The organism is Calothrix sp. CBUCES-K 9914 (assembly GCF_059640475.1).
On record NZ_JBXXZH010000137.1, the window covers coordinates 1 to 25,044 of the forward strand.

Below are 25,044 nucleotides of genomic sequence, written 5' to 3' on the forward strand. Positions count from 1 at the left end.
GCTTTCAAGCTATTACTATCAATCAATAAGCACGCAAAATACAGTGCTTTCACGCACCATAAACATCGTTAAGTAAGTGCTAAAGTTATAAGACTTGTTGTAGCCTGAGCGCACCAACTCCTAGTTGTGAGTAGTTGACAACTTAACTTTAGTTAAGTGTCATATTGAAATACAAGTGTCAGAATACTAGAGCTAGTGTGTTTCCCTGTTCCCTAATTCAACAGTTTCATTATCCTTTAGGATTTCCAAACAGCAATAATTGGAGCATCTGAGCAATTGTGCTAGGTGTGGAAAAACCTGGGTAATTTGCCACTTTCTTATATGAACTCTTTGGTATTAGTGTTCCACTGCTCCCAAAGCTCTTAATGTAGCTTTCTGGGCTGGTGTTAACCCGGTTACACCAGTGATATTCATATCCTCGTAAAGGCGCCTAGTTTTTAAAGTTTTAATACAATCCCCAGTTTTGGCATCCCAAAGCCGAATCGTTTCATCTGTACTACCGCTGACTAGGGTGTTACTGTCAGGACTCCAATCTACCGACCAAACTTCATTTGTGTGTCCTTGCAAAACAAATAAACACGTACCTAAGTTTACATTCCATAACCTAACTGTACAATCTTGAGAAGCACTTGCCAGAAGGCGCCCATCAGGACTCCAAGATATTGACCATATACGATTAGTGTGATCATTTAACACGGTAAAGCACTTACCTTGCTCCACATCCCACAAATAAATCGAGCTATCCGAGGCGCCTGTTGCTATGCAAAGATTATCTGGAGAGAAACAGAGTGTAGATAATATATGATTTATTCCGTAGTGCAATACTTTAATACAAACACCCGTTTTTTCATTCCATAACCGAACAGAGCCGTCAAAAGAACAACTTGCTAACAACACAACATCTGAGTTTTGACTGAAATTATTATTGAATGCGTAACTAACTGATGTTACCCAACCAGTATGACCAGATAAGACTTTCAAAGTTTTACCTGTCTTCACATCCCACACCCTGACTGTAGCATCATTACTGCAACTTGCGATTGTCTGACCATCTGGACTCCAACTTGTTGCCCATACCATATACGTATGACCCCTTAGCACTTTTAAGGTTTCACCTGTCTGTATATCCCATATCCTGACTGTACAATCTCCTCCTCCACTTGCCAAGAACCTATTTTTTGGGTTGTCAACATTTATGGGTGGATAGCTCACTGCAAAAATTCCACCCCTGATATGTCCATACAATTCTTTTAAACATTGACCATCAACATTCCACAATTTGACACTATCGTCATCGGCGCCAGTTGCAAAAGTCTTACCATCCTGACTCCATGCCACTGAACGCACTGATTTAGATTGACCTTGCAAAACTTTAAAGCATTTACCTAGCTTTCCATCCCACAATCGCACACTAGAGTCGTGACTACCACTGGCAAAAGTCAAGCCATCTGGACTCCAAGCTAGCCACCAAATTACACTCGTATGGTTCTGAAGAATTTTTAAACACCGACCGGATAAAATATCCCATATACGAATACAACAGTCGTAACTCCCACTTGCAATCGTACAATTATCTGGACTCCAAGCTAGCGACTGAACCAAATCAGTATGACCCTTTAAAACTTCTAAGCACTTACCTGTATAAACTTCCCACAACCGAATTGAGCAATCGTCGCTACCACTTGCCAAGGTCTTACCATTTGGACTGAAGCGTAACGCGCGTATGGTGAGTGTGTGACCTTGTAATACTTTGTCGCATTCACCCTTACTTACTTCCCACAATCGAATCGATGAATCAATGCAAGCACTCGCTAAAATCTTACCATCTGGACTAAAGCTAAGTGCCGATACTCCATCGGTATGACCTTGCAAAATTCTTAGGCACTTGCCTGTATGCACATCCCACAAGTGAATCGTTTGGTCAGAACTGCCACTTGCCAATATGTTACCATCTAAACTCCAAGCTAGTGAAAAAACTATTGATGTATGACCTTCCAAGACTCTTATACATTGACCTGTTTGAGTATCCCACAATCGAACAGTATTATCGTCACTATTACATGCTAAAATACTGCCATTTGAATTAAAAACAACTGTTGATGTAGAGCTACTACATATTTGAACCGTTAAAAGATGTTGAAAATCCTCCAGGCGCCAAACATAAATCTGACTATTAATACTATCTACAGCTAACAAATTGCCATCTAGACTAAATGCTAATGCCGTAACATTACTTAAATATTCTGCAAATACAGATTTTGTGATAAAGCTGGATTTAAAATTAGCACCAGCTAAGTTAACACGCCGTAAGTCGGCTTGCAAAATGTTAAAATTTGAGAAGTCAAAAAGCTGCAAATCTATCTTTAGATATGCCAGTAAATTGATGACATTACCAACTGTGTAATCTGTTAATACTGGTGCCGAATTTCTTAATAGAGAAAGCACATATTTAAGTTGATTTACAAGCTTTTCATTGCTGCCAAAATCAATTAAAAGTTGCTCAAGCAATGGTTGCACAATCAATTGCTTTTGTATTTCCCTAACATAGTCTTTGGCTGTTGCTTTCATTAAAGCATGAGTTTGGAATAAATTCGGGAATTGAGCATTAAAAACGCTGCTCCAATTACTTATTTCTTGAGAAGCCTCTTCAACTAATCGTTGTGTAACATATTCCATCACCACAGGTTGCAGAAAAAACTTATCGTCGCTTTTTTCAATTAATGAGCGTCGCAGTAAAAATTTGAGAGCTTGGGGTAAATGATACTTTGAAGTTGCTAGTATATCTTGAGTTAACTCGAAAAGAGACACAGGTTCTCGATTAATAGCTAACCAGTACATCACTTCTTGTTCTACTGATGATAAGCGGTTAAACTGACGTTCTAATAAGTTAGAAATATCATCAAAAATTAATACCCCTTGCTCCACATACTGTAACACTCCAGCAATTCTGCCATTGAAAAGCTCTTGGGTTGCCGCAGCAACCATTTTTAATGCTAATGGGTTGCCTCCATAATGCTCAATTAGTACCTGCCACTCTCGCTGTGTACCTGTAAATAGTCCTTTTTGTTGAAATAACAAGTACGCTTCATTTTCTTTCAACCCTTTAAGTGACAGTGATTTGACTTTAGTACCCTCTCCTTCCAAAATAGCCATCTCTCTTGGTTTTTCTCTAGAAGTAAGCAAAACACAACTAATGTGAGGTACTTCTGCAACACTTTTGAGTAATTGTCCATACTCCTCGTAGCCAGGACGATATTGTCCAGCTTGACCACTATTCGATAATATTGTCTCAACATTGTCTAAAATTATTAGACATCGGTTATTTATCAAACATTTCATCAGCTTAGATAGTTTGCCATCAAAGCTATTAGGGATCACCATTTCTTTTCGCAGCGACCACAGCATAAATTCTAGTATACTTGCGAGTTTATCTTCGACTGGTGGAGCGTTTTGTAAACTTCGCCATACCACTACCTCAAATTCAGCTTGAAGAAGTAAACCCAGCTTTACAGCTAATGCACTTTTACCAATGCCACCAATTCCTAATAATCCCACTAAGCGGCAGCGTTCCTCTAATATCAACTGTTGTAGCTGCAACAACTCTGTTGAACGATTGTAAAACACAGAAACATCCGGCGCCTCTCCCCAATCGTATTGTGGATTTGCACGCCTAACTTCCAACTCATCAAACTCTTCACTCGGTTGGGTATAATCATCTCTATCTAACTCTAATTTAAAGGCGCTAAAAGCTTTTTGTAATGAACCTTTATCTACACTTTCTAGGCGCCCCATAATTTTAGAGACGGTATGCAGCGATAACTCCATACGGGCGCCGAGTTCTTCTACAGTAAAACTGGATAGTGCGTTTTCGTCTAACTCAGCTTGAACGAGAGTATTCTTGAGCTTATCCCAGCCTTGAAGCGTGAGAATAACACCCCGGTTGCGACGATTTTTTTGCTGTTTCATTAACGTTACCTAAACGTCTCACGTATTTTACTGAGCAAAATTTAGTTCTTATGCAAAATAATTTATATCAGGACTTACGCTGAAGCATTTGTTTACTAATAAACACATATTTTTATCAATAAAACGCAAAATTAAGGTTATTAGCCTGCGTAGGCAGGCTTTGTTCGTATAGCCCCACCCTTATAGGGTGTAGGTATAAAATATGAGTTACGTGGAAGCAAGTTAATATTTTTTGGTAGAGACTCCATTAATGGAGTCTCTACATGGTTGGGGATATTTAACCGCTGTGTAACATATTCCATCACCACAGGTTGCAGGAAAAACTGCTCGCCATTTTTTTCAATTAATGACCGTTGTAATAAAGATGTGATTGTTGGCAGTAGCTGGCGCCTTCCTGAAATATTTATATCCAAAGCTGTTGAGGTTAAGGATATAGGGTCTCGTTTGATTGCTAGCCAGTGCATTAGTTCTTGTTCTGCTGCCGACAAACGATTGAACTGACGTTCTAATAAGTTATGGATATCATCAAAAATGAATGCCCCTTGCTCTATGCATTGTAAAACCTCGGAAATTTTGCCGTTAAAAACTTCTTGTGTGGCTGCTGCAACCATTTTTAATGCTAGGGGGTTGCCGCCATAATGCTCAATTAACTTCTGCCACTGTTGCTCAGTTCCTGTAAATTGTCCCTTTTGCTCAAATAGCAGGCGCCCTTCAGCAGTATGTAATCCCTTTACTGACAACGATTTGACTTTGGTTGCCTCTCCTTCTAAAAGCGCTATTTCTCGTGGTTTCTCTGTGGAGGTGAGAATTACACAGCTATTATGAGGAACTTCAGCAATAGCCTTGATTAACTGACCATATTGTTCATAGCCTTGGCGCCAAAGTCCTGTTTTTACACCACTAGATAAAACAGTCTCAAGATTATCTAAAATTAGTAAACATCGATTTGAGCTTAGACATTCTATTAGAAGAGATAATTTTCCATCAAAGCTATCGGGGATCACTGCTCCTTTTCTCTGCGACCACAGTAAGAATTGCAATATACTCGCCAGTTTATCTTCTACTAGTGGAGCATTTTGCAATGAGCGCCACACCACTGCATCAAACTCAGCTTGAACTTGCTGCCCCAACTTTACAGCTAACGTACTCTTGCCAATACCCCCTATTCCTAACAATGCCACTAAACGGCAGCGTTCTTCTAACATCCACTGTCGTAGCTGCAACAACTCAGCAGAGCGATTATAAAATATCGATACATCCGGCGCCTCTCTCCAGTCTCGCTGTTGGTTAGCACATGAACGTACTTCCACATCCTCAAATTGGGTCGGTTGCTTATAGTCACTCTTGACTAACTCTAGCCCAAAGGCACTAAAGGCTTTTTGCAAAGAACCTTTATCTACAACTTCTTTGCGACCCATTATTTTAGAAACCGTATGCAGCGCTAAAACCATGCGGGCAGCAAGTTCTTCTAAAGTAAAACAATTTCCAGCATTTTCTTTTGATTCAATAGCGGTTTGAAGTTTATCCCAGCCTTTAAGAGTGAGGATAACGCCTCGGTGGCGCCGTTTGGTGTGCTGTTTCATTTGTGTTAAACAGAAATGAATTAAATATTTTTAAAAAATAAAATTCTTCTATATATAGAAGCATCTAGATTTCAGAAATCAAATATAGAACAAATGTTTTAGCTTAGATTCAAATATTTGATATATTCTTATAGGTTTCGCACTCGTTGTACTTATGCAGAAATCAAATCCAAAACTCAAAAGCATAAACTGTACTAATGTCTGTAACATCTTGTGTACTTTTTTAGACTACATCACTTGTGAAAACTGCGTAGAGTCAAGCAATGCTGTAGCGACTAAATAAACTCTATTAATTCAATTTTTCATAGTTAACCTCCGATAAACAAGTGTGGTATTTTATACATGTATTGAAAGATAAGCATTTTGCAAAACGCTTAACTTGAGCTTAAGTTGCTTAACTTGCCTTGTGTAATTTTACAGTAATGTTGCACATTAAGACTATCCTCTCAAAAAAGGTGCTATCAAATTTACCAAATCATTTTTTAGAATTCATAGAATTTTTTTTACACGACAGATGTAACAATTTACAATTTTTAATATTTTATAGCCAACAACTTAACTTTAGTTAAGTGTCATGTGTTCGTAGGTTGGGTATGGTGCTTTTGGCGTAATTCAACCCTAAATCTGAAGTACTTACCGTTTTGCCCATTAGTTTATTAAATAAATTAATACTGTTTACACCTATAAGAACATGAAATGAAAAAGATTTAACTGCGGTTTCAAACCCTTATGACCTATATCAAGGTCTTTTAACTGGCTATGCGTACAAACATTGATAAGAACAAGAAACCTTGTAAAGCTTACGCAAGCTAGCGTGAATAAGTTGATATTGCTTACACCTATAGTAGATATAGTTTGAAATTCATTACACAGATAAGGTCTTAAACTAGGATTTTTTTGAGAGATACTTTATGGTACGCAAAATATATGGGCTGCTGGTTGGTATTGATAACTACCCCGAACCGATTAATCCTCTCAAGGGTTGTATTAATGATGTCATTGCAGTGAAAGAATACTTAGAGGGGCGAGTAGAGAGTGAAGGATTTGAATTACACCTCAAGGTATTAAAAGATCAAGAAGCCACTCGGAATGCAATAATTAAGGGTTTTCGCCAGCATTTATGTCAAGCAGGTAAAAATGATGTAGCGCTGTTTTACTACAGCGGTCATGGTTCTCAAGAGCAAGCGCCACAGGAATTTTGGCATTTAGAACCAGACCGATTAGATGAAACTTTGGTATGTTGGGACAGTCGTACTCGTGGTAGTTGGGATTTAGCAGACAAAGAATTGGCAAAGTTAGTTGCTGAGGTAGCTGAAAAAAACCCGCATATCACTCTCATCTTGGACTGCTGTCATTCTGGTTCAGGTAGCAGAAATCCTCTCCAGGAAGCAGGGGTGCGACTAGTACCTATAGATAAACGTTATCGTCCTTTAGATTCTTTCATTTTTTCTCCTGAAGAACTTAGGGAATTAGTAGTAACTTCCCCTACTCCCGATCAAAATGCCACAGGTTGGAATTTGCCCAAAGGACGACATATTCTTTTAGCAGCTTGTCTTGATAGTGAGAAAGCAAAGGAATATAACGCAGACGGTAAAACTAGAGGAACTTTTTGTTACTTCTGGCTGGATACTTTACAAAAAGCCAACGGTAGTTTGACTTACCGAGATTTATTTAATCGGACAAAAGCTTTAGTACGCAGCAAAGTTACAGATCAGTCACCGCAATTAGAAGCCACACATCTGGAAGATTCTGAGCAACCATTTTTAGGAGGAGCTATTGCCCCTTCGCCAGCTTATTTCACAATTTGCCATCACAAGCAACACGGCTGGATTATTCAAGATGGGGGTGCAGTACATGGTATTCCACCAAAAGTGAAGGATGAAACAACCCGTTTAGCTCTATTCCCCTTTGACTGCAAAGTGGAGAGCTTAAGACAGTTAAAGAATGCTGTTAGTACGGCTGAAGTGACGGAGGTATTACCACAACTAAGCAAGGTCAAAATTACAGGTATCTCCGCTCTCGCAACTGACACGACTTTTAAGGCGGTTGTTACTAGTCTTCCTTTACCGCCGAAAGGCGTGCGATTGTCGGGAGATGCAGAAGGCGTGCAACTGCTTAGAAATGCTTTGCAGACATCGGAATTTGGTAAACCTTCTCTTTACGTACAGGAAGTAACGGAAGTAGAAAAAGTTGCATTTCGGGTGATGGCTATCAATGGCGAATACCTGATTGTCCGACCAGAGGATGACCGTCCTTTAGTAGCTCCGGTTAAAAATTATACTAGAGAAAATGCTACCTTAGTTGTTCAGAGGTTGGAACATATTACTCAGTGGAATAATATGGCTGAATTAGCAAGTCCAGCTTCTAGCAGAATTGCACCCGATGCGATCAAAATGGAGATTTATCGAGGTGAAGATTTGCTACAGAACTCGCAAACTCGTCTGGAGTATAGTTTAGATCAAGGCAAATTTAAGCAACCGCAGTTATTTATCAAGTTGAAAAACACGAGCAAGCAAAGGTTGTACTGCGTTTTAATAAATCTGACGGAGGAGTATGAAATTAGACCCGACTTTATTGCTAACTGTGGCGTGTGGCTGAATCCAGGGGAAGAAGCTTGGGCAAGAGATAAACAACCAATTTACTTGGGAGTCCCAAAAAGTTGGTGGGAGCAGGGAGTGACTGAGTTTAAGGATATTTTCAAGCTAATTACTAGTACTGATGAATTTTATGCTGCGCGCTTTCAACTAGATAAGCTTGATTTTCCTCCGACTCGAAATGTCGGAGAGAAAGTTCGGTATAAAAGCACTCTAAGTCGTTTGATGAATCGCGTTCAAACTCGTGCGAGCGACTATCCAGAAGATGAGGAATTTTATGATGATTGGGTGACAAGTCAAGTAGCTATTACGACTGTAAAGCCTTTGGCGAATACTCCAGTACCAAAAGAAAGAAATGGAGTTTCTTTAGGGTCAGGTGTGTTTTTAAAATCTCATGTCGGCTTACAAGCTGATGTCAGATTGACTACTATCAGCCAATCAACTAGAGATTTAGGAAACCATATTATACCTCCTATTCTACGGGATAACCCTGAAGTTATTAAACCGTTTCCATTTACTAGCAGTCGCGGTAGTAGCCCTGGTTTAAGCGCGCTGGAACTAAGTAATATTAACATTAATACTATCAAAACGGTAACTCCGCAACAGCCTTTGAAGTTGTTGGTTGATGTGAGTTTGGCAAGAGGAGAAAAGGTACTTCCAATTGCCTACGATGGAGAGTATTTTCTCCCTTTAGGACTGGGTACGTTTAAAGATGGCAAAACGGAGATTAGAATTGAGCGTCTTCCTGAACCAGTCAGCGAAGGTCGTCGCAGTTTAGGAGGAGCTATTCGGATATTCTTTTATCAAAAAGTGAGCGAATATACATCGCAGGATTTTCCTTACCCATTACTGCGAATCGTTAATGTAGACGCACGGGAAAATGTTACTTACTCTTCAGATATGCAACTGGTGAGGCAAAAAGTTGCTGGCGCCAAGAAAATAGCTCTTTTTATTCACGGGATAATTGGCGCTACGGAAAGTATGGTAAAGAGCGTGCGGCAGGTAAAGGTACTTGCTGATAGTTATGATTTAGTACTTTGCCTGGACTATGAAAATTTAAATACTCCGATTGAAAAGACTGCCGAACTGCTTAAACAACGACTGGCGGATGTCGGTTTGGGAGCAAATCATGGTAAAGAATTACACATTATTGCTCATTCTATGGGAGGTTTGATTGCGCGCTGGTTTATTGAGCGGTTAGGTGGAAATAAAGTTGTCAGTCATTTAGTTATGGTGGGTACGCCTAATTCTGGTTCTCCTTGGTCTAACGTACAAGATTGGGCGACAACTTTACTTGCATTTGCGATTAATAATTTATCTCCTTTACCTTTACCGATAAAAGTTGTCTCGCAATTACTAAATATTATTGAGGCGATTGATACAACTCTTGACCAAATGCGAAGCGGATCAGATTTTTTACAAAAACTAGCTTCCAGTCCCGACCCAAAAGTTCCTTACACAATTATTGCTGGTAATACTTCGATGATGGTGGCTGCTAATCATTGGGAAAAGCTGAAGCGTATTTTGGTTGATAAAGCAATAGCTGTTCCTTTCTTAGGTCAAGCAAACGATATTGCGGTCTCCGTAGCCAGTATTAAAAGCGTTAATCAAAAGCGGGCGCCTCAACCTATAATTCAAGAAATACCTTGCAACCACCTAATTTACTTCCAAGATGAGACTGGGTTAAAGGCCCTTTCGCAAGCTTTAGAGCAAGCGATAAAAAGCACGGTGAGAAGATAAAACCTCCCCAATCCTCATACCTTGCAGCACTGTCTTGTTGCGAAAATTTCAGCATAAAAAGCTCATTACTTCTTAGAACAGGTAGTGTCCACCTTACCCTTGTTGAGAATGAGCAAGATGTGAGAATCCCTCTTTGAGGTAAAGAGGGGTGAAATGACAAGCAAAGAAAAATTTTTTTAACTTTGAATTTAGAACTACTTATGTCTAACTTAATTGAACGTAATTTAGCAGTAATTATCGGCATTGATAACTATAGTAAGGGAGTTAACCCTTTAAATAATGCGGTGAAAGATGCGGAAGAAATAGCTAAGGTTCTGAAAGAGAAGCATGATTACGAAGTGCGCTGGCAATTATTAAATGAAGAAGCGAATTTAAACGAATTAGTTAAATTATTAGAGAAAACTCTTCCACAAGAAATTAAAGATAATGACCGTTTAATATTTTACTTTGCAGGTCATGGAAAAACAGTACAAGGTGATGATGGCCCAACAGGTTATCTAATTCCTCAAGATGGTGAAAAAGGAAATAGTAACACTTTTTTAGCAATGAACAAATTACACGATTTGCTAATAAATTTACAATGTCGCCACTTTTTGGGAATCTTTGACTGCTGTTTTGCTGGTGCGCTCCGCTGGTCGATAACTAGAGCTTCAGACCAACCAGAAGATGAACAACTTTGTAAAGAACAATACGATTATTATCTCAAAAATTCTGTATGGCAGGTAATTCTCTCCGCAGCCTATGACGAAGAAGCTTATGATGGGTATATCAATACGGAACGCGGTGAAAGTCAATATCGTCCTGGCCACTCTCCTTTTGCTGCAGCTTTACTCAATGCTTTAGAGAAAGGTGAAGCAGATGTTTTTCCTCAACCAACATCAAATACACCTAAAGGAGACGGTATAATTACAGCCGCAGAACTACATGCATATTTAAATAAAGAAATTGAACCAATAACAGCAAATAAAAAACCACAGACTCCCGGTTTATATTGCCTGAAAAAGCACGAAAAAGGGGAGTTTCTGTTTGACACTCCCAATCATCCTAAAAACTGGAGAAAGGCGCCTAAGCTAGACGAAACAACAAATCCATATAAATCATTAGCATCTTTTGAAGAAAAAGACGAAGATTATTTTTTTGGTAGAGATGTCGTTATAGAAGACCTATATAAAGGTGTTAGTAAAAACACTTTTACTGCTGTAATAGGTGCTTCAGGTTCGGGTAAATCAAGTTTGGTAAAGGCAGGATTAATTCCCAAATTAAAAAAAGAAAATTGGCAAATTATCAATTCAATACGCCCGGGCAAGTCCCCTTTTGAAGAGCTAAAAAAATCTCTGATAGCAAGCAAACTCATCACTGCTAATACTGCCAATCAGGAAATTGGTAAAACTTTAATAGATAGCCTGAATCAAAATCAAAACAAACTATTACTGTTAATTGATCAAAGTGAAGAGCTAATAACTCTCTGTCCAAATGAAGATGAGGCAAAAGAATTTTTAAAACAAATAGTAAATGCTACTACCAATTCTTCCGACCAATTGCGTGTAGTCTTAACACTACGTTCGGACTTTGAACCACAGTTTCAAAAGTATTTACCAGAGAATTTCTCGGAAATAAAATGGAAAGAAATAGTATTTAATATACCTATGATGTCACGGGAGGAACTGCGAGAAGCAATTGAAAAACCAGCAGAAAAACGAGTATTTTATTTTAAACCCCACAGCTTAATAGATGATTTGATAAATGAAGTCTATAATACACTTGGTGGTTTACCGCTTTTATCTTTTGCATTGAGCGAACTCTACTTAAAATATTTACAGCGGCAAGAAAAGGCCCAAGAAAGAGGTGAAAATATTGACAGAGCTATAACAAAAAACGAAGACTATAAAGAACTAGGTGGAGTTAGCGTGGCTCTTTCACATCGGGCTGACAAAGTATACAATGACCTAGTGTCTAAATCTCCAAATCCCACTGACAAAGAAAAAATAGAACAAATTATCAAAAATGTCATGCTGCGGATGGTAACATTTGGTGGTGGTAACCTTGCGCGTCGTCGAGTACCAATGTCCGAGTTAAATTACCCTCAAGTCAGAAACGAAAAAGTACAGGACGTTATCAAAACTTTTACTGACGCACGTCTGCTAGTTACATATAAAGATAAAGATACTAAAGGCAACGAGACACAATACGTAGAGCCAGCCCATGATGCTCTAGTAACAAGATGGCAAAAACTACAGGAGTGGCAAAACCCAGAAGATTTAGCTTTGCAACGTCGATTAACATCTCAAGCAGAAGATTGGCAAGAACAAAAACAACAAGAACAAAAACAACAAGAACAAAAACAACAAAAACAACGTTTAATTATTAGCCGTGCAACAAAAATTATTATAAGTGCAGAACCAGGATTAGATTGGATAGCGCGAAGAATTTATTCTGGAGAAATTCTGTTAGAGCAAACTAAAAATCTAGTTTTGCAGTTATGGAAACGTCAAGAAAATGAGAAAGGAAATAATACAATAAAACCAAAACAATTTCTTTGGCATAACGACCCCTATCTTGATGTTTTAGATAAGCAGCTAAAATCTGGAAAAGATTGGTTTAACGAACTGGAAGCCAATTTTGTTTGGCGCAGTATTATATGGCAGCGCATCGATACCAATTGGTTTAGATTCCTTACAATCGGCATTATTTTTGGTTTGAGTTGGCTAACGTACAGCGCTGTTATTGGACAGAGAGAGGCGCAATTAGGTCGAATTAATGCCTCCCGACAAAGTGCCGAATCAAGTTTAGGAACAAATCGCGATTTAGAATCTGTACGTCAAATTTTACGTGCAGGAAAACCTCTCAAAGGAGAAACTTTTGATAATTGGCTCTTCTTTAAGTTGTTCCAGCAAGATACAGAACTAATGCAACATCAAGCACGAGTAAAAGCTACATTACAAAAAGTTTTCTATCGTGTTAGAGAACGTAACCGACTACAGCTAGACCGAGCTGGTGTCTATGGTATGGCATTTCATCCCAATCAAGATATTTTAGCTACTGTTGGAGATAAAAATACTATCAGAGTCTGGAAAACAGATGGTGATAAAGTTGAACAAATTGAGCAGTTTCCAGGTGACTCTGGCTATCGATTAGGGTTTGTTAATTATGGTGAAAATAATTACTGCGTTGTAGGTAAACTCAAAAATAATTTAAAACTGGTCAACTTCGGGAATAAAGATAAAATTAAGCTATGGAATATACAAGAAAACGGAAAAGTAGATTTTTCTTCGGGTGTAAATCTCTCTATACCCAACTTAGAGCAGAAATCTATTTATAGAGTAGTGTTAAGTCCTAATGGTCAGTTTTTGGCGGTGCTTTTCAATAATCCAGATGGATTCAATAAACTTTTCAGTATCAAAATGTGGAATATTGATTATACAAATTTTCGCATTAAAAACGAAAAATGTAACGTGAGTTATAGTCCAATCAATAATGAAGAACTTCAAAAAATAAATACGCTTAGTGTTGCTTTCAGTTCTAAAGGTAACTTAATGGCTACTTTTGAAAATGACCGCGTAACGCTATGGAATACCTCTGGTAAAAAGCTCTATGACATTGAAACTAACCAAAAAGATATTCAACGTGTAGCTTTTAGCCCTGATGACAAACAATTAGCAACCGTTGGAAAAGACAGCAATGTTCAGCAGTGGAAAATTGAGACTGAGCAAAACAGTCAAGGTCAGGTAACAAAAATTAAAGATGTTCAACAAAATAATTCTTTCTCTACACCACAAAAAGTTATATATAATGTTGCGTATAATCGCGATGGACAGAAATTAGCAACTATTGGTGAAGATTCTATCCTTAAAATATGGGATTCTTCAGGTAAACAAAGCACTCCGATTCAACCGTTGGAGGGGTTTCTTCCTGATACTCAACTTAAGAGCTTGGCATTTAGTCTTGATGGTAAACAACTAGCTACTCTCGTTGGCAACAATACAGTTAGATTATGGGATATGTTTGGTAATTCTGTTGCTCGCTTCGTAACAGATGAAAATAATTTAACAACTGTCTCCTTCAGTAAAGATGGAAAATCTATAGCTACAATTACAGAAAGTGGGAAAATTCAGTGGCTAGATAATTTAGGTAATAACACTCGAAGTCCACTCAAAACTAATTTGGAAAAGATCAAGATCAAAAGTATTGCTTTTAGCCCTAATGGTAAGCAAGCAGCTATTGTAGATAAAAGTGGTTTTGTCAGGTTACTTAACATTGCAAATAATAAATTGAATCTATTAGAAGTAAAAGATGGAAAGCATACAAAAGAAAATATTTTTGAAAGTGTAGCTTTTAGCCCCGATGGTCAGTTACTTGCGACTGGAACTCAAAATGGCCAAGTTTGGTTTTGGGACACTTCTGGTCAACAAGTAGGTCAATTTAACACACGCCCAAAAAAAGTTTCTAATATAGCTTTCAGTCCAGATGGTAAGCAAATCGCGACTGCTGAAGACAATGACATACTCAACATATGGAGTATTTCACGTTTAAACCCTCAAAAAAATATTCAAGTCAACTTCCTAAATGGATTTAAGACATACCAACAGGTTATTAGCAGTATTGCTTTTAATCCTTGGGATGGGAAAGAACTTGTTACTGGCGGACAGGATGGTACTGTTAGAGTATGGAATATTTCTAACAACCAACCCATGCAATTTTCCATAGGAGAAACAAGTGTTAATAACTTAGCATTTGATTCAGATAGCAAAATATTGGCTACTGTTAATCAAAATAACAAAATTCAACTTTGGAATGTCTTAGATGATGGCTCTGTCAGAATTAGGGATATAAGCAACACAGAACTTTACCAGTTCCAAGAAAATCTGCAAATTCGCACATCTAAGGTCTTTTTTAGTCCTGACAGGCAGAAATTGGCAATTATTACTACAGATAATACTGTCAGCTTATGGGATATTTCTGGTAAAAAACTGAGTGAACTACCTCAACAGAAAAATACTATTAAATCTGTATCTTTTAGCAATGATGTTAATTGGCTTGCTTTCAAAGGAGAAAATGACACCGTTAATTTATGGAAAATTAAGGATAATCTTTTACAAACATTACCACCAGAAAAAAATAAATCAGACGAAAACATTTCTAGCATACTGCTAAGTCCTAATGGCAAATTACTGGTTATCGCTGGAAATAAAGGTAGGGTCAAAATTTGGAATACATCCTCCTTGAATAAGCAACAGGATGAATTTCAAACCCAACAGGAGAAAATTACTAGCATGACTTTTAGTCGCGACGGAGAACAGTTAGCAACTGCTGGGGCAGATGGGACACTAAGATTATGGGATACTTTTGGTAATGAAATACGCGCCATCAAAACTGACCAAAATAATATTTCTCGCATAATTTTCAGTGCTGATAGTAAGCAAATAGCTACAATTGGCAAAACAGCTACTATTAAAAGCACACTAAAACTATGGGACACTTTATCAGGCGAACGGATTCAGCAATTTTCAAGTGAATCAAAAGATGTTTCTAGTGCTGATTTCAGCTTTGATGGGAAGTATTTAGCAATTGGTGCAAATCAAGGTACTGTAAGCTTATGGCGAGTTGGTACTACAGACGATTTGCTAGTGGAAATTTGCAGGTTGGTACATGGCTACTTGCAAAATAACGCCGATGTTGACCAAAGCGATCGCCAACTTTGTAGCAATGTGCCTATCCCTATTGGCACAGAAAACTTGAGTCGAGGCGAAAAAATTCTTGTCAGAGAAGTTAGCAATCCTGACAAATTAGATGGAATTTAAGCGTTTAATAATGGCGATTTCAAAAGTGCTGTTCAATATCTCACAAATTCTCTACAGCAAAAACCTAATGACCCAGAAGCGCTGATTTACTTGAATAATGCTCGCATTGGCAATCAAAAATCTTACACAATAGCCGTATCCGCTCCTCTAGGAAGCAAAGTTAAAAATGATGTCAATGGTGCTTTGGAAATGTTACGGGGTGTTGCTCAAGCTCAAGATCAAATTAACAATTCGATAACAAGGGGTATTAAAGGTGTACCTTTAAAAGTAATAATTGCCGATGATGAAAACGACCCGGAAATTGCCAAAAAAATCGCTACAGAATTAGGTGATAATCCTGAAATATTAGGAGTAGTAGGACACTATGCTAGTGGCATTACTTTAGCAGCAGGAGAAATTTATAAAAACAAAGAATTACCTACAATTTCTCCTGTTAGTACGTCCGTAAATTTGTCAGATTTTGGTCAAAAAAACATCTTTGGCTTCGGCTTTGGGAATAAATATGTTTTTCGTACCGTTCCCAGTGATAAAGAAGCTGCTACTACATTAGCAGATTATATGCTCAACAAACTTAACCAGAAGGAGGCAGTAGTATTTTATAACGAAAAAAGCGAGTACAGTAAATCACTGAAAAATGAGTTTATCAAAAATGTTCCTTCTGATTCATATGACTTATCTAAACCTGACTTTAATGCTGAAAAACTTATCAAAGGACTTAAATCTCAAGTATCCGTTTTAGTCTTGCTTGCAGATACCACAACGTTAGACAATGCTCTTGAAGTGGTAAAACATAGCGGTGAAAAATATCAATTGTTAGCAGGTGATGATGTCTACACGCCAAAAACTTTAGCAGAGTGGAAAAAGTTTCAAGATACAAAAATACCTATCAGTAATATAAATATAGCAGTTCCTTGGCACATTGGTTTATATCGTCAGACCGAATTTGTGCAAAAATCTCAGGAACTGTGGAGAGGAGACATTAACTGGCGAACTGCAATGTCCTACGATGCTACTAGAGCGCTAATTACCGCACTCCAGCAAAAACCTTCCCGTACAGGAGTTGCGGAAATGTTAAGTTCAGAAAAATTCACTGCAGATGGGGCAACTGAAAAAGTCGAATTTTTGGCATCTGGAGATCGCAAAGCAATGAAAAGTCAACTAGTGCAAATTCAACCAGGTAAGCGCTCTGGCCACGACTTTGATTTTGTTCCTAATCCTCGTTAAAGATTGCCTTCTCCTCTGGCATTAATACCTTAATTAATATCTTTATGGGATGTGCTTTTCAGGCTCATCCCATCATTTTACACCTTTATAAAAATATATTACGCCACACCATGCTCTATTTTATAAGACCTTTAGAGGTATAAGAATTATCGATAAGAACAAATTTATTCTAAATTTCCGCACAAAGCGCATTACTTCTACTGTTTGTTTGAGTCCAGATTTTAATAGGGTTTCAAGATACTCATCAGTTGTCTTTGGTGGATTTTTAAGAGTCTGACGTTGGCTTTGGGCTGCTTTACAAACTGCTTCTAAATTAAGCTCCATCAGCCTTTGAACAAATTCATCTGGATGAACTGCTTCAACACCATAAGGTTTCAATGCCTGAGACGGAAAATCACTTAGGTTAAAAGTAACTATGATACTAGCTTGAGCGTGGATAGCTGCTGCCAAGATATGGCAATCTCCTGGGTCAGGAAGTTCGATTGTTGCAATCAAAGGTTCGTAACCTGACACCAAACAACCACGAACATTAGTATTCATCAGATTTTTTGTCCTGATTAACTGTTCTAATGTTAAGTCAGGACGGTTTTTTAAAACGGAATTCCCTCTGTTCAATGTGCCTCAAATAATCAGTAAGTACCAACCACATCAGAAAATCCTGTAGTGGCGCCGGGTATAAAACATAGACATCATAAAATAAATCGTAGCGCTCGTTTATTAGAAGTTAGACCTGGTACTGACATTGATGTTGAACAAATGCCTTAATTTTGAAGGGTTGCACTAATTCTTTTCTATATTGACTCTATGCCTCTGTAGTAAAAAGAATGACTTGTAGGTCAAGTATAGAGAGATAGATTATGTTACCTTGAAGGCTGGCAATAAGTAACCGTTCAGGGGGCGCCTGATACTAAATACATTTTGGAGGTAAAGGTATTAGTAAAATTTCTCTTGGATTAGGGGGTGGATTTGATGGACATCGAAACCCTGAGTTACTTGACAAGTTTTCTAGGTATGTAGACGCTCCCTACTACGATCAATGGGCTGAGTGGGACATGGTTATTATGACGGATGATGCAGGATTCATGGGAGATGTTATCTTAAGTAAAATGAGAAATGCGAATGAAATTCATTTTAACCTGGATGGATTCAAGAGAAGAACGTTATCAAAACTTTCTCAGTGATAGAAGCTCAATAGGTCTAACAACTAACAAACTAACTTTTTGGGACAAAGATACCAACAATATAACAAATTGGGAGTACCATCAAATTATAAGCAATGACGATTTATTTAATAAAACGATCTTTTACGAACGAGGAGGAACAATAAGACCACACGATCAAGTATATCGACCAAATTAGATATAATGCATTAGTTCGACTTGCTCGAAATCAATTAAAGGAGTTGACGCGCGATGTACTCGGATATTGACACAAACAATCAAGTAGAAAAATTTCAATCAATTACAAATTACTTTATTAACTTAAAAGCTACTTTATTTGCTTACAGCCCTAGCTTTCGTGAACTATATATACTTTTTGAAAAAAATAGTAGATACTTTTTGATAAAATTTGCACATGTTACTTATGTAAAGACTCATAGAGAATGGATTTTTCAAGGCTTGAGAATTGAGACTAATTCAAAAGAGGAAATAGGTAGTTGTCGAACTCTATACAAATTCTATGACCAAAATAATTTTGAAGTAATGTGCCCTCTATTCAGCGTAATTGAAATCATCAACGGTCAAGACGTAATAAAAAGTTAGATTTTCATCCGAGTGCGATTTATTTGAAAAAGCCATTGAGCTTGATTAAAGCATATAATAGTAGAGATATTACTTTGAAGTTTAGTTGTAAATGGATATAGTTGAAATCAATTTTACCGATAAATTCCCATCATTAGCGACTAGTACAGCAAGTTTATTTCGATATGATAGATGGGATAATTTATTATTTTTAGAGGTCAATCTAAATCAAAAGCAAGAAAAATTTTTCTTAGCTTTTTACAACTGCCACTTTTTCGAGTGTGATAATCATCTAAATATTAGTGTAGATAAAATGACAATCTTAAATGAAGAGGAAACTCTAATTATTAAAGAACCATCATCTCATTTTTTCTTAAAGTGTACCTCAATTGAGTTATGGGATGAAGATAAATTTAAAGTATATGACAAGGAACTATATGCAAAACTGGGTGAGGAAAAAAGATATGGTATGAGGAAGCCTATACTTTCTATTGAAGAACTATAGTTCCTACACCATCCAACCTGGAGACACGCTTTTTAACATTGCCCAGCAAAAATTGGGTGATGGCAACCGTTGGCATGAAATTAAGAAACCAGATGGTTCACCTTTTTCAGAACAAGATGCACGCAATTTCCTGTTCATCTAAGCTTTAGCTGTTGCAGCAATAAGTAGTACCACTTTAACCAACAGCAAACTCAGTAAATTTCCGTTTATAGGGAGCCTTAAACGCTAGAACTATATCTTGTTTGGGAATTCCAGCTTCTACTAATTCATTAGCAACTCCAATTTCTGTACCATCCCGCTCGATCCAAATTTTGCCATCTTTAACTTCCACGTAGATGATACAACCAAATACTCTTGTTAAACGTTGCCAACCAATATTAAGAACTTGATAGCGATCTCGCTCCATATCAAATATTAATTGTACTTCCGTCTGATTATTTAAGCGATTTTTCCCGTGACTTTTAAGAATTGTTTGTACTACTGCTGGGTAATTTAGTTTTTCCATCTAATAATCTCCTCACTCTCTGGGTTAAAAATTAATAATTTCAGTTGATATTCTTCAATAGCTCTTTGAATAAATTTACGCCTAAAAAACTCATCGTATACATCTTCCGGAACTGCTAAATACAAAGTACGATCTGGCTCTGTCAATCTCAATGCTGAACGATACTTAAGAAATTGACCTAGTGCTAGGTGAAACTCAGTTACATCTGAGGCTCCTAAAAAAGATTTTATCTCTACTGCTATTTTTTGACCAGTTTTTTCAGCAGCTAAAATTTTCTCTGCTGCTAAGTCTATGTAAAAATCAACATCTTCAACTTGAATAAATAGATGTTCATCAGCAATTATCCACCCATCTTTATCGAGGCTGTTCTAACTGTATTATGAAATAAGTCTTGAGCAGCCATGAATCAATTTTAATTCTGATATAATTATAGCCAGTCTATTTTGTTTGCTTACCTCTCTTTGTAAGTCAGCCGCCAGCAACGTAACATTTTTAATGTAACGGCTTGCCATCGCAGTTTCAATTTAGCACTAAATTCTCCGCTGACTGTAATGTCAACACTTTGAGAATGACCCTGTTCATCCAAGCATACAGCACAAGAAAAGGCTAGCGTGGCGCCAAGTGAAGGAGGAAAACGCAAGTAATCCTTGTGCTAAATCAGTCAGTACAAGTTCTACAGGCTCGTTAAACATTAATAAATTTAATTTTTTAAGTTAGTTGTATTGTACTAGAATGGGGGTTAGGTTTTAGGTAAGATTTGTAAACTTTCACTTCGGGCTATGTAACTCACTTATGAGCTACACTTATAGCAATCAAGCTCGCGCCCACCAAATATTGATTTTGCATGTCTCGTTGGTTTAATACCGCAGGTCCCTGCCAAGCTGATACTAACTACATGTTGTCGCCAACCAGTCGATTGCCAGACTTAAAGCGGTTGATTGAACAACGTAGCTATTTCGTAATTCATGCGCCTCGCCAAACTGGTAAGACTACTGCAATGCTAGCGCTAGCCAAGGAACTAACGAGTAGTGGAAGCTACACAGCAATCATGGTATCTGCAGAAGTGGGGGCGCCTTATAGTCATGATCCAGGCGCCGCAGAACTAGCGATTTTAGACTCTTGGCGCGCGCGTGCCAAGTTTCATTTACCCTCTGAGTTACAACCCCCCGCTTGGGATGAAGCTCCTCCTGGGCGAAGAATTCAAGCTGCTTTACAAGCTTGGGCACAAGCATCTCCAAAACCTTTAGTGTTATTTATAGATGAAATAGACTCGCTACAAGATCAAGCGTTGATTTCTCTGTTACGGCAGCTACGAGATGGCTATTCTGACCGTCCCACACATTTTCCGTTATCTGTAGGATTAATTGGTTTACGAGATGTGCGTGATTACAAAGTTGCATCTGGTGGAAGTGAACGATTAAATACGTCGAGTCCATTTAATATTAAAGTTAGCTCAATAATATTAAGAGATTTTAATGCATCTGAGGTGCAAGAATTATACCAGCAACATACATTAGAGACAGAGCAAGTTTTCACTCCCGTTGCTATCGATACTGCGTTTAATTTAACTCAGGGACAACCTTGGTTAGTAAACGCGCTTGCTAAAGAAGTTGTAGAAAAGATGGTAAAGGATACTTCGGTTGAAATTACAGATGAACATATTTTAAAAGCTAAGGAAATACTAATCGCGCGTCAAGATACTCACCTCGACTCGCTTGCAGAAAGGCTTCGAGAACCAAGAATAAGAGCAATTATCGAACCAATGCTAGCAGGGCTGGAATTAGGAAATGTTCCTGCGGATGATATCCAGTTTGTTCTCGACCTAGGTTTATGTAAAATGGATCCACAAGGCGGTTTAACAATTGCAAATCCCATTTACCGCGAAGTCTTACCTAGAGTATTAACAGTAACACCAATGGCTTCATTGCCTAAAATTGCACCTACTTGGTTAACGCAAGAAGGCAAATTAGACGCTGATGCCCTATTGCAAGCATTTTTAAAATTCTGGCGTCAGCATGGCGAACCATTACTAGGTAGCACTGTATACCATGAAATAGCACCCCATCTAGTACTAATGGCATTTTTACATCGCGTCATTAATGGAGGGGGAACTCTAGAACGCGAATACGCAATTGGAAGCGGTCGCATGGACTTATGTTTAAAATACGGTTCAGTAACATTAGGAATTGAAGTAAAAGTTTGGCGCGATAAAATAAAAGACCCATTATCTGAGGGTCTTGAACAAATAGACTATTACTTAGCCCGTATAGAAGCAGATTCTGGTTGGTTATTGATTTTTGATCGGCGCGCGAAGATACCACCTTTAGAAGAACGTCTATCAACACAAATTACAACTACAAAAAACAAACGTTCTATTACTGTTATACGCGCGTAGTAAGACTTTTAGCCCCGCAACCTCCCGATGATTTGGGGATTTGTAATAATAGGGGATCAAAAGTGTTCCAATTAAAAATATCGCAGAAATATTGTAGGATAGGCATCTTGCCTGTCCTACGGTATTTAACGGACAGGCGAGACGCCTATCCTACGGGATAATTTATTTTTTGGACTACTCTAACTACCATGAGAGGCGTTTTATATAGGGGCAGCTTCGGATGCCTGCTCCACAAGATGTCACAAGATACTACACAATATGTACGGTTGGCACTACAAAAAGTGGACGGTGTGTTTTTACGAATTTATTGATGGTTATCTACACCAGATTTTTTGAGATATATCTGTCAATATAAATTTGTGAGGTCAAGGAACCACAAATGAGAAAAAAGTTTTTTACACAGGTTTTGCAAAACGGTATTCGTAAAGCGTTACGTAATCCTAAATATAGATGGGCTGCTATTGCTGCGGCGTTATTTTACTTTATTAGTCCAATTGATGTAGTACCAGATGCTATACCAGTTTTGGGACTTCTTGATGATGGTGTAATTGCTACGTTTTTAATTGCGGAAGTTTCCCAAATTGTTATGGAGCAACTTCAAAACCGCAAGAAGCGTGATAATTATGCTCAAGTAGATACAGTAAAAGTGAACAATAATGTAATTGACGTTGAAGCTGTGACTGTAAACTAACCAGCTAACTTATTTTTCTAAATTATCTGTGTATATCTTAATACATACAAATACTTAAATCAGGAGGAACATATTATGTCTACAATTAAAGAACGTATTGCTCAAGATTTAGCACAAGTAAAAGAAACAGGCGGCGCCAGAACTCAAAGAGTTCGCGATATCGTTAAAGCCGCAGTTAATGAAGCTGTAAATGAAATCAAAGGTGGTTCTGGAGAAATTCGCGATATTGCCAAAGATGCTGTTACAGCAGTTATAGAGAATTTTAAAACTAAAGGTCAGCAAGCTAAAGATGAAGCAATGGCAGCAATGGAAGGCGCCATTGCAGGTGTAAAAGATAAGCAAGCTACCAACAGTCAAACTATTGGTGAACAACAAATTTTTGAAGCAGTAGACGGCGCCCTAGTTGCAGTAGAAAGCCAGCAAAAAGCACCTCGTAATCGTATAATTGCTTTACTACTATCAGCCTTCAACGCTTTGAGAGGCAAATTATCTACAAGCCTTCAAAAAGATTATGTCTCGCTCAAAGAACTATTATCTACCTGGGATGGTAAACTAACAGAACAATATGGAGACCGTTACACCCAAGTTAAGCAACGCTGGGAAACTGCACAAACTTCATACAGAGCTACAAAAGCAAAAATGGAAACAGGCGAACCATCTCCTGTTGACGAATACCACGCACAAGCAGATGATAAAGCAGCAAAAGCAGGCGCCACAGTTGCCCAAACTGAACAAGTAATTAGAAAGCAACTTAAAACTATTCTAGAATCTGCTGCTGCAAAACTGTAAATAGCAACCCTGAAACAAAGTAGGGTGGGCACTGCCCACCATACGAATTACCAAACTTATAACTAATATATATATGGGATGAGCTTATCAAGTTCATCCCATTATTTTGTAACTTTCTAAAAATTAAACACTATGCTACACCATAACCTGTGTACGGACGATTATGCTAATTTTTATTAAACTAAAGCTTAAGCATACATAAGTACTGATAATATTTATAGGCTTGCAGCAGTAGGAGTTATGAATGCCTGCCAGAGATATTTATCACGATACGTCAATTACTATTGAGACGAACTGTAGTTAGATTAATCGTGTTTGACCCTGAAAGCAAGGAGATTACTCAATGGATACATTAGAATTTTTCCGAGAAAATATTTATAAAATTTTGAAGCATCATGCTGATATTCCTTACTCATATGGTGAGATTGAATCTGAAATTGTTATTAGCCAAGATAGAAATCATTATTTGTTGATGATTTATGGTTGGGATAAGGATTTGCGAATTCATGGATGTGTAGTTGATGTGATTATTAAGAATGAAAAAATTTGGATTTATCGAGATGGAATTGAGGATGGAATTACCGATGATTTAGTAGCTGCTGGTGTACCTAAAAATAAAATTGTTTTAGCATTTCACCATCCTGATGTTAGGCAATATACTGGTTATGCTGTTGCTTAAATGATGTTTATAGAATACAGATGTATGTGAGGCATAGCCCTACCTACGGCGCCACTGACTGCATTACATTTACTACTCCAGTAAGCTTACTTAATCTAACTATTACAAAATCAGAAGGTTTGGCGCCTATAATTTGCGACATGTAACAATCAGAAACTGCCAGTAAAAACCCTTTAATTGTATCTTGTCCCAACGCTTTAACCAAATCATCAGCTTTTTTCAAAAAACCTGAACGCCATTTACCATCGTTGTTTCCATATATCTCCACAACATACAAACCAGCTAAGTACTCAGCTAATGGGTCGAGACAAAACCTGATTTTATCTTTTGCAGAACCAACGGTTTGAATTAGATGTAGACGATTTTCGAGGTAGTCGAGGCGCCTGTCTACATCCAGAGGGTTTATACTTGATAAAGCAGTTACAGCATCCGCGCGTGAAGTCGTTCCTGGTTGGTAATTACGCTGTAAACATTCCCAAGCTATAGCTTTTGTATCTTGATGTATAATTCTATCGTCTAATTTATCACTAGCGACATCGCGGTTTAATTCGTTGAGATACCCTAGCATCAAATTGGGTATTGTTTGCGGAATATGATACACAATTTGGTTTTCAACATTAGCAATTAACTGCTCGGCATATAATTTTGCTAATAGTACCGTAATATTACCGTGACTGACCATTAAGGACAAACGATTACAAGCGTCGAAAAATTCTTGGTCTGTAAATTTATCACGCTTTCCACGCTGCATTAAATAAGCTTCCATAAATCAATACCTTCGCCAGATTTAAGAACTGCTGGAGCAGGCACTAGCTGGGTGAATGCGCCCTAAA

The 25,044-nt window shown here is 37.9% G+C and carries 14 protein-coding genes and 1 pseudogene; 9 read left to right on the forward strand and 6 right to left on the reverse strand.

Going from position 1 to position 25,044, the window contains the following annotated elements; genetic code table 11:
- Positions 1-336 precede the first annotated feature (336 nt).
- Together AC2JBO_RS26460 and AC2JBO_RS26465 are read right to left on the reverse strand one after the other, a co-directional pair.
- Positions 337-3,966, reverse strand: coding sequence for a WD40 domain-containing protein (locus AC2JBO_RS26460; RefSeq protein WP_496956611.1), 3,630 nt, complete (start codon positions 3,964-3,966; stop codon positions 337-339).
- A gap of 140 nt (positions 3,967-4,106) precedes the next feature.
- Entirely contained in the window at positions 4,107-5,549 is a 1,443-nt protein-coding gene (locus AC2JBO_RS26465; RefSeq protein ID WP_496956612.1) for an NB-ARC domain-containing protein, read from the reverse strand.
- A 911-nt stretch (positions 5,550-6,460) separates the two neighbouring features.
- Here AC2JBO_RS26465 and AC2JBO_RS26470 point away from each other — a divergent pair.
- The 3 genes from AC2JBO_RS26470 (at position 6,461) to AC2JBO_RS26480 (ending at position 16,905) form a co-directional block, all read left to right on the forward strand.
- Positions 6,461-9,883, forward strand: a complete 3,423-nt coding sequence (locus AC2JBO_RS26470) for a DUF7379 domain-containing protein (RefSeq protein ID WP_496956613.1) — start codon at positions 6,461-6,463, stop codon at positions 9,881-9,883.
- A 200-nt stretch (positions 9,884-10,083) separates the two neighbouring features.
- Complete coding sequence (locus AC2JBO_RS26475; RefSeq protein ID WP_496956614.1) at positions 10,084-15,681, forward strand: LpqB family beta-propeller domain-containing protein; 5,598 nt, start codon at positions 10,084-10,086, stop codon at positions 15,679-15,681.
- A gap of 90 nt (positions 15,682-15,771) precedes the next feature.
- Positions 15,772-16,905 (forward strand): ABC transporter substrate-binding protein, encoded by a 1,134-nt coding sequence (locus tag AC2JBO_RS26480; RefSeq protein ID WP_496956615.1) that lies wholly within the window; start codon positions 15,772-15,774, stop codon positions 16,903-16,905.
- A 120-nt stretch (positions 16,906-17,025) separates the two neighbouring features.
- On the opposite strand, the gene AC2JBO_RS26485 is transcribed toward AC2JBO_RS26480, so the two are convergent.
- The gene (locus AC2JBO_RS26485; RefSeq protein WP_496956616.1) at positions 17,026-17,445 is read right to left on the reverse strand and encodes a VapC50 family PIN domain-containing toxin; all 420 of its coding nucleotides are present in this window, start codon (positions 17,443-17,445) and stop codon (positions 17,026-17,028) included.
- Between the two features lie 1,314 nt (positions 17,446-18,759).
- On the opposite strand from AC2JBO_RS26485, the gene AC2JBO_RS26490 reads away from it, so the two are divergent.
- Together AC2JBO_RS26490 and AC2JBO_RS26495 are read left to right on the forward strand one after the other, a co-directional pair.
- Positions 18,760-19,152, forward strand: coding sequence for a hypothetical protein (locus AC2JBO_RS26490; protein ID WP_496956617.1), 393 nt, complete (start codon positions 18,760-18,762; stop codon positions 19,150-19,152).
- On the forward strand, positions 19,139-19,294 hold the full coding sequence (locus AC2JBO_RS26495; RefSeq protein ID WP_496956618.1) for a LysM peptidoglycan-binding domain-containing protein: 156 nt from the start codon (positions 19,139-19,141) through the stop codon (positions 19,292-19,294). The genes AC2JBO_RS26490 and AC2JBO_RS26495 overlap by 14 nt, the downstream gene beginning before the upstream one ends.
- Before the next feature lie 33 nt (positions 19,295-19,327).
- Here the strand turns inward: AC2JBO_RS26495 and AC2JBO_RS26500 are convergent, their stop codons facing one another.
- Positions 19,328-19,657 carry a XisI protein gene (locus tag AC2JBO_RS26500; RefSeq protein WP_496956619.1) on the reverse strand — a complete coding sequence of 110 codons (330 nt, stop codon included), beginning with the start codon at positions 19,655-19,657 and terminating at the stop codon, positions 19,328-19,330.
- Positions 19,645-20,060: pseudogene (locus tag AC2JBO_RS26505) on the reverse strand (XisH family protein). Before AC2JBO_RS26505 ends, AC2JBO_RS26500 begins: the two are co-directional and overlap by 13 nt.
- A gap of 441 nt (positions 20,061-20,501) precedes the next feature.
- Between AC2JBO_RS26505 and AC2JBO_RS26510 the strand changes: the two are divergent.
- The 4 genes from AC2JBO_RS26510 (at position 20,502) to AC2JBO_RS26525 (ending at position 24,211) form a co-directional block, all read left to right on the forward strand.
- Positions 20,502-22,052: an AAA-like domain-containing protein gene (locus AC2JBO_RS26510; protein WP_496956620.1), complete on the forward strand. Its 1,551-nt coding sequence runs from the start codon at positions 20,502-20,504 to the stop codon at positions 22,050-22,052.
- A 379-nt stretch (positions 22,053-22,431) separates the two neighbouring features.
- A complete protein-coding gene (locus tag AC2JBO_RS26515; protein ID WP_496956621.1) occupies positions 22,432-22,743 on the forward strand; it encodes a YkvA family protein in 312 nt (103 codons plus the stop codon).
- A gap of 75 nt (positions 22,744-22,818) precedes the next feature.
- Positions 22,819-23,532 (forward strand): hypothetical protein, encoded by a 714-nt coding sequence (locus AC2JBO_RS26520; protein ID WP_496956622.1) that lies wholly within the window; start codon positions 22,819-22,821, stop codon positions 23,530-23,532.
- A gap of 343 nt (positions 23,533-23,875) precedes the next feature.
- Complete coding sequence (locus tag AC2JBO_RS26525; RefSeq protein ID WP_496956623.1) at positions 23,876-24,211, forward strand: XisI protein; 336 nt, start codon at positions 23,876-23,878, stop codon at positions 24,209-24,211.
- 43 nt (positions 24,212-24,254) lie between these two features.
- Here the strand turns inward: AC2JBO_RS26525 and AC2JBO_RS26530 are convergent, their stop codons facing one another.
- Entirely contained in the window at positions 24,255-24,977 is a 723-nt protein-coding gene (locus tag AC2JBO_RS26530; protein ID WP_496956624.1) for a hypothetical protein, read from the reverse strand.
- Positions 24,978-25,044 lie beyond the last annotated feature (67 nt).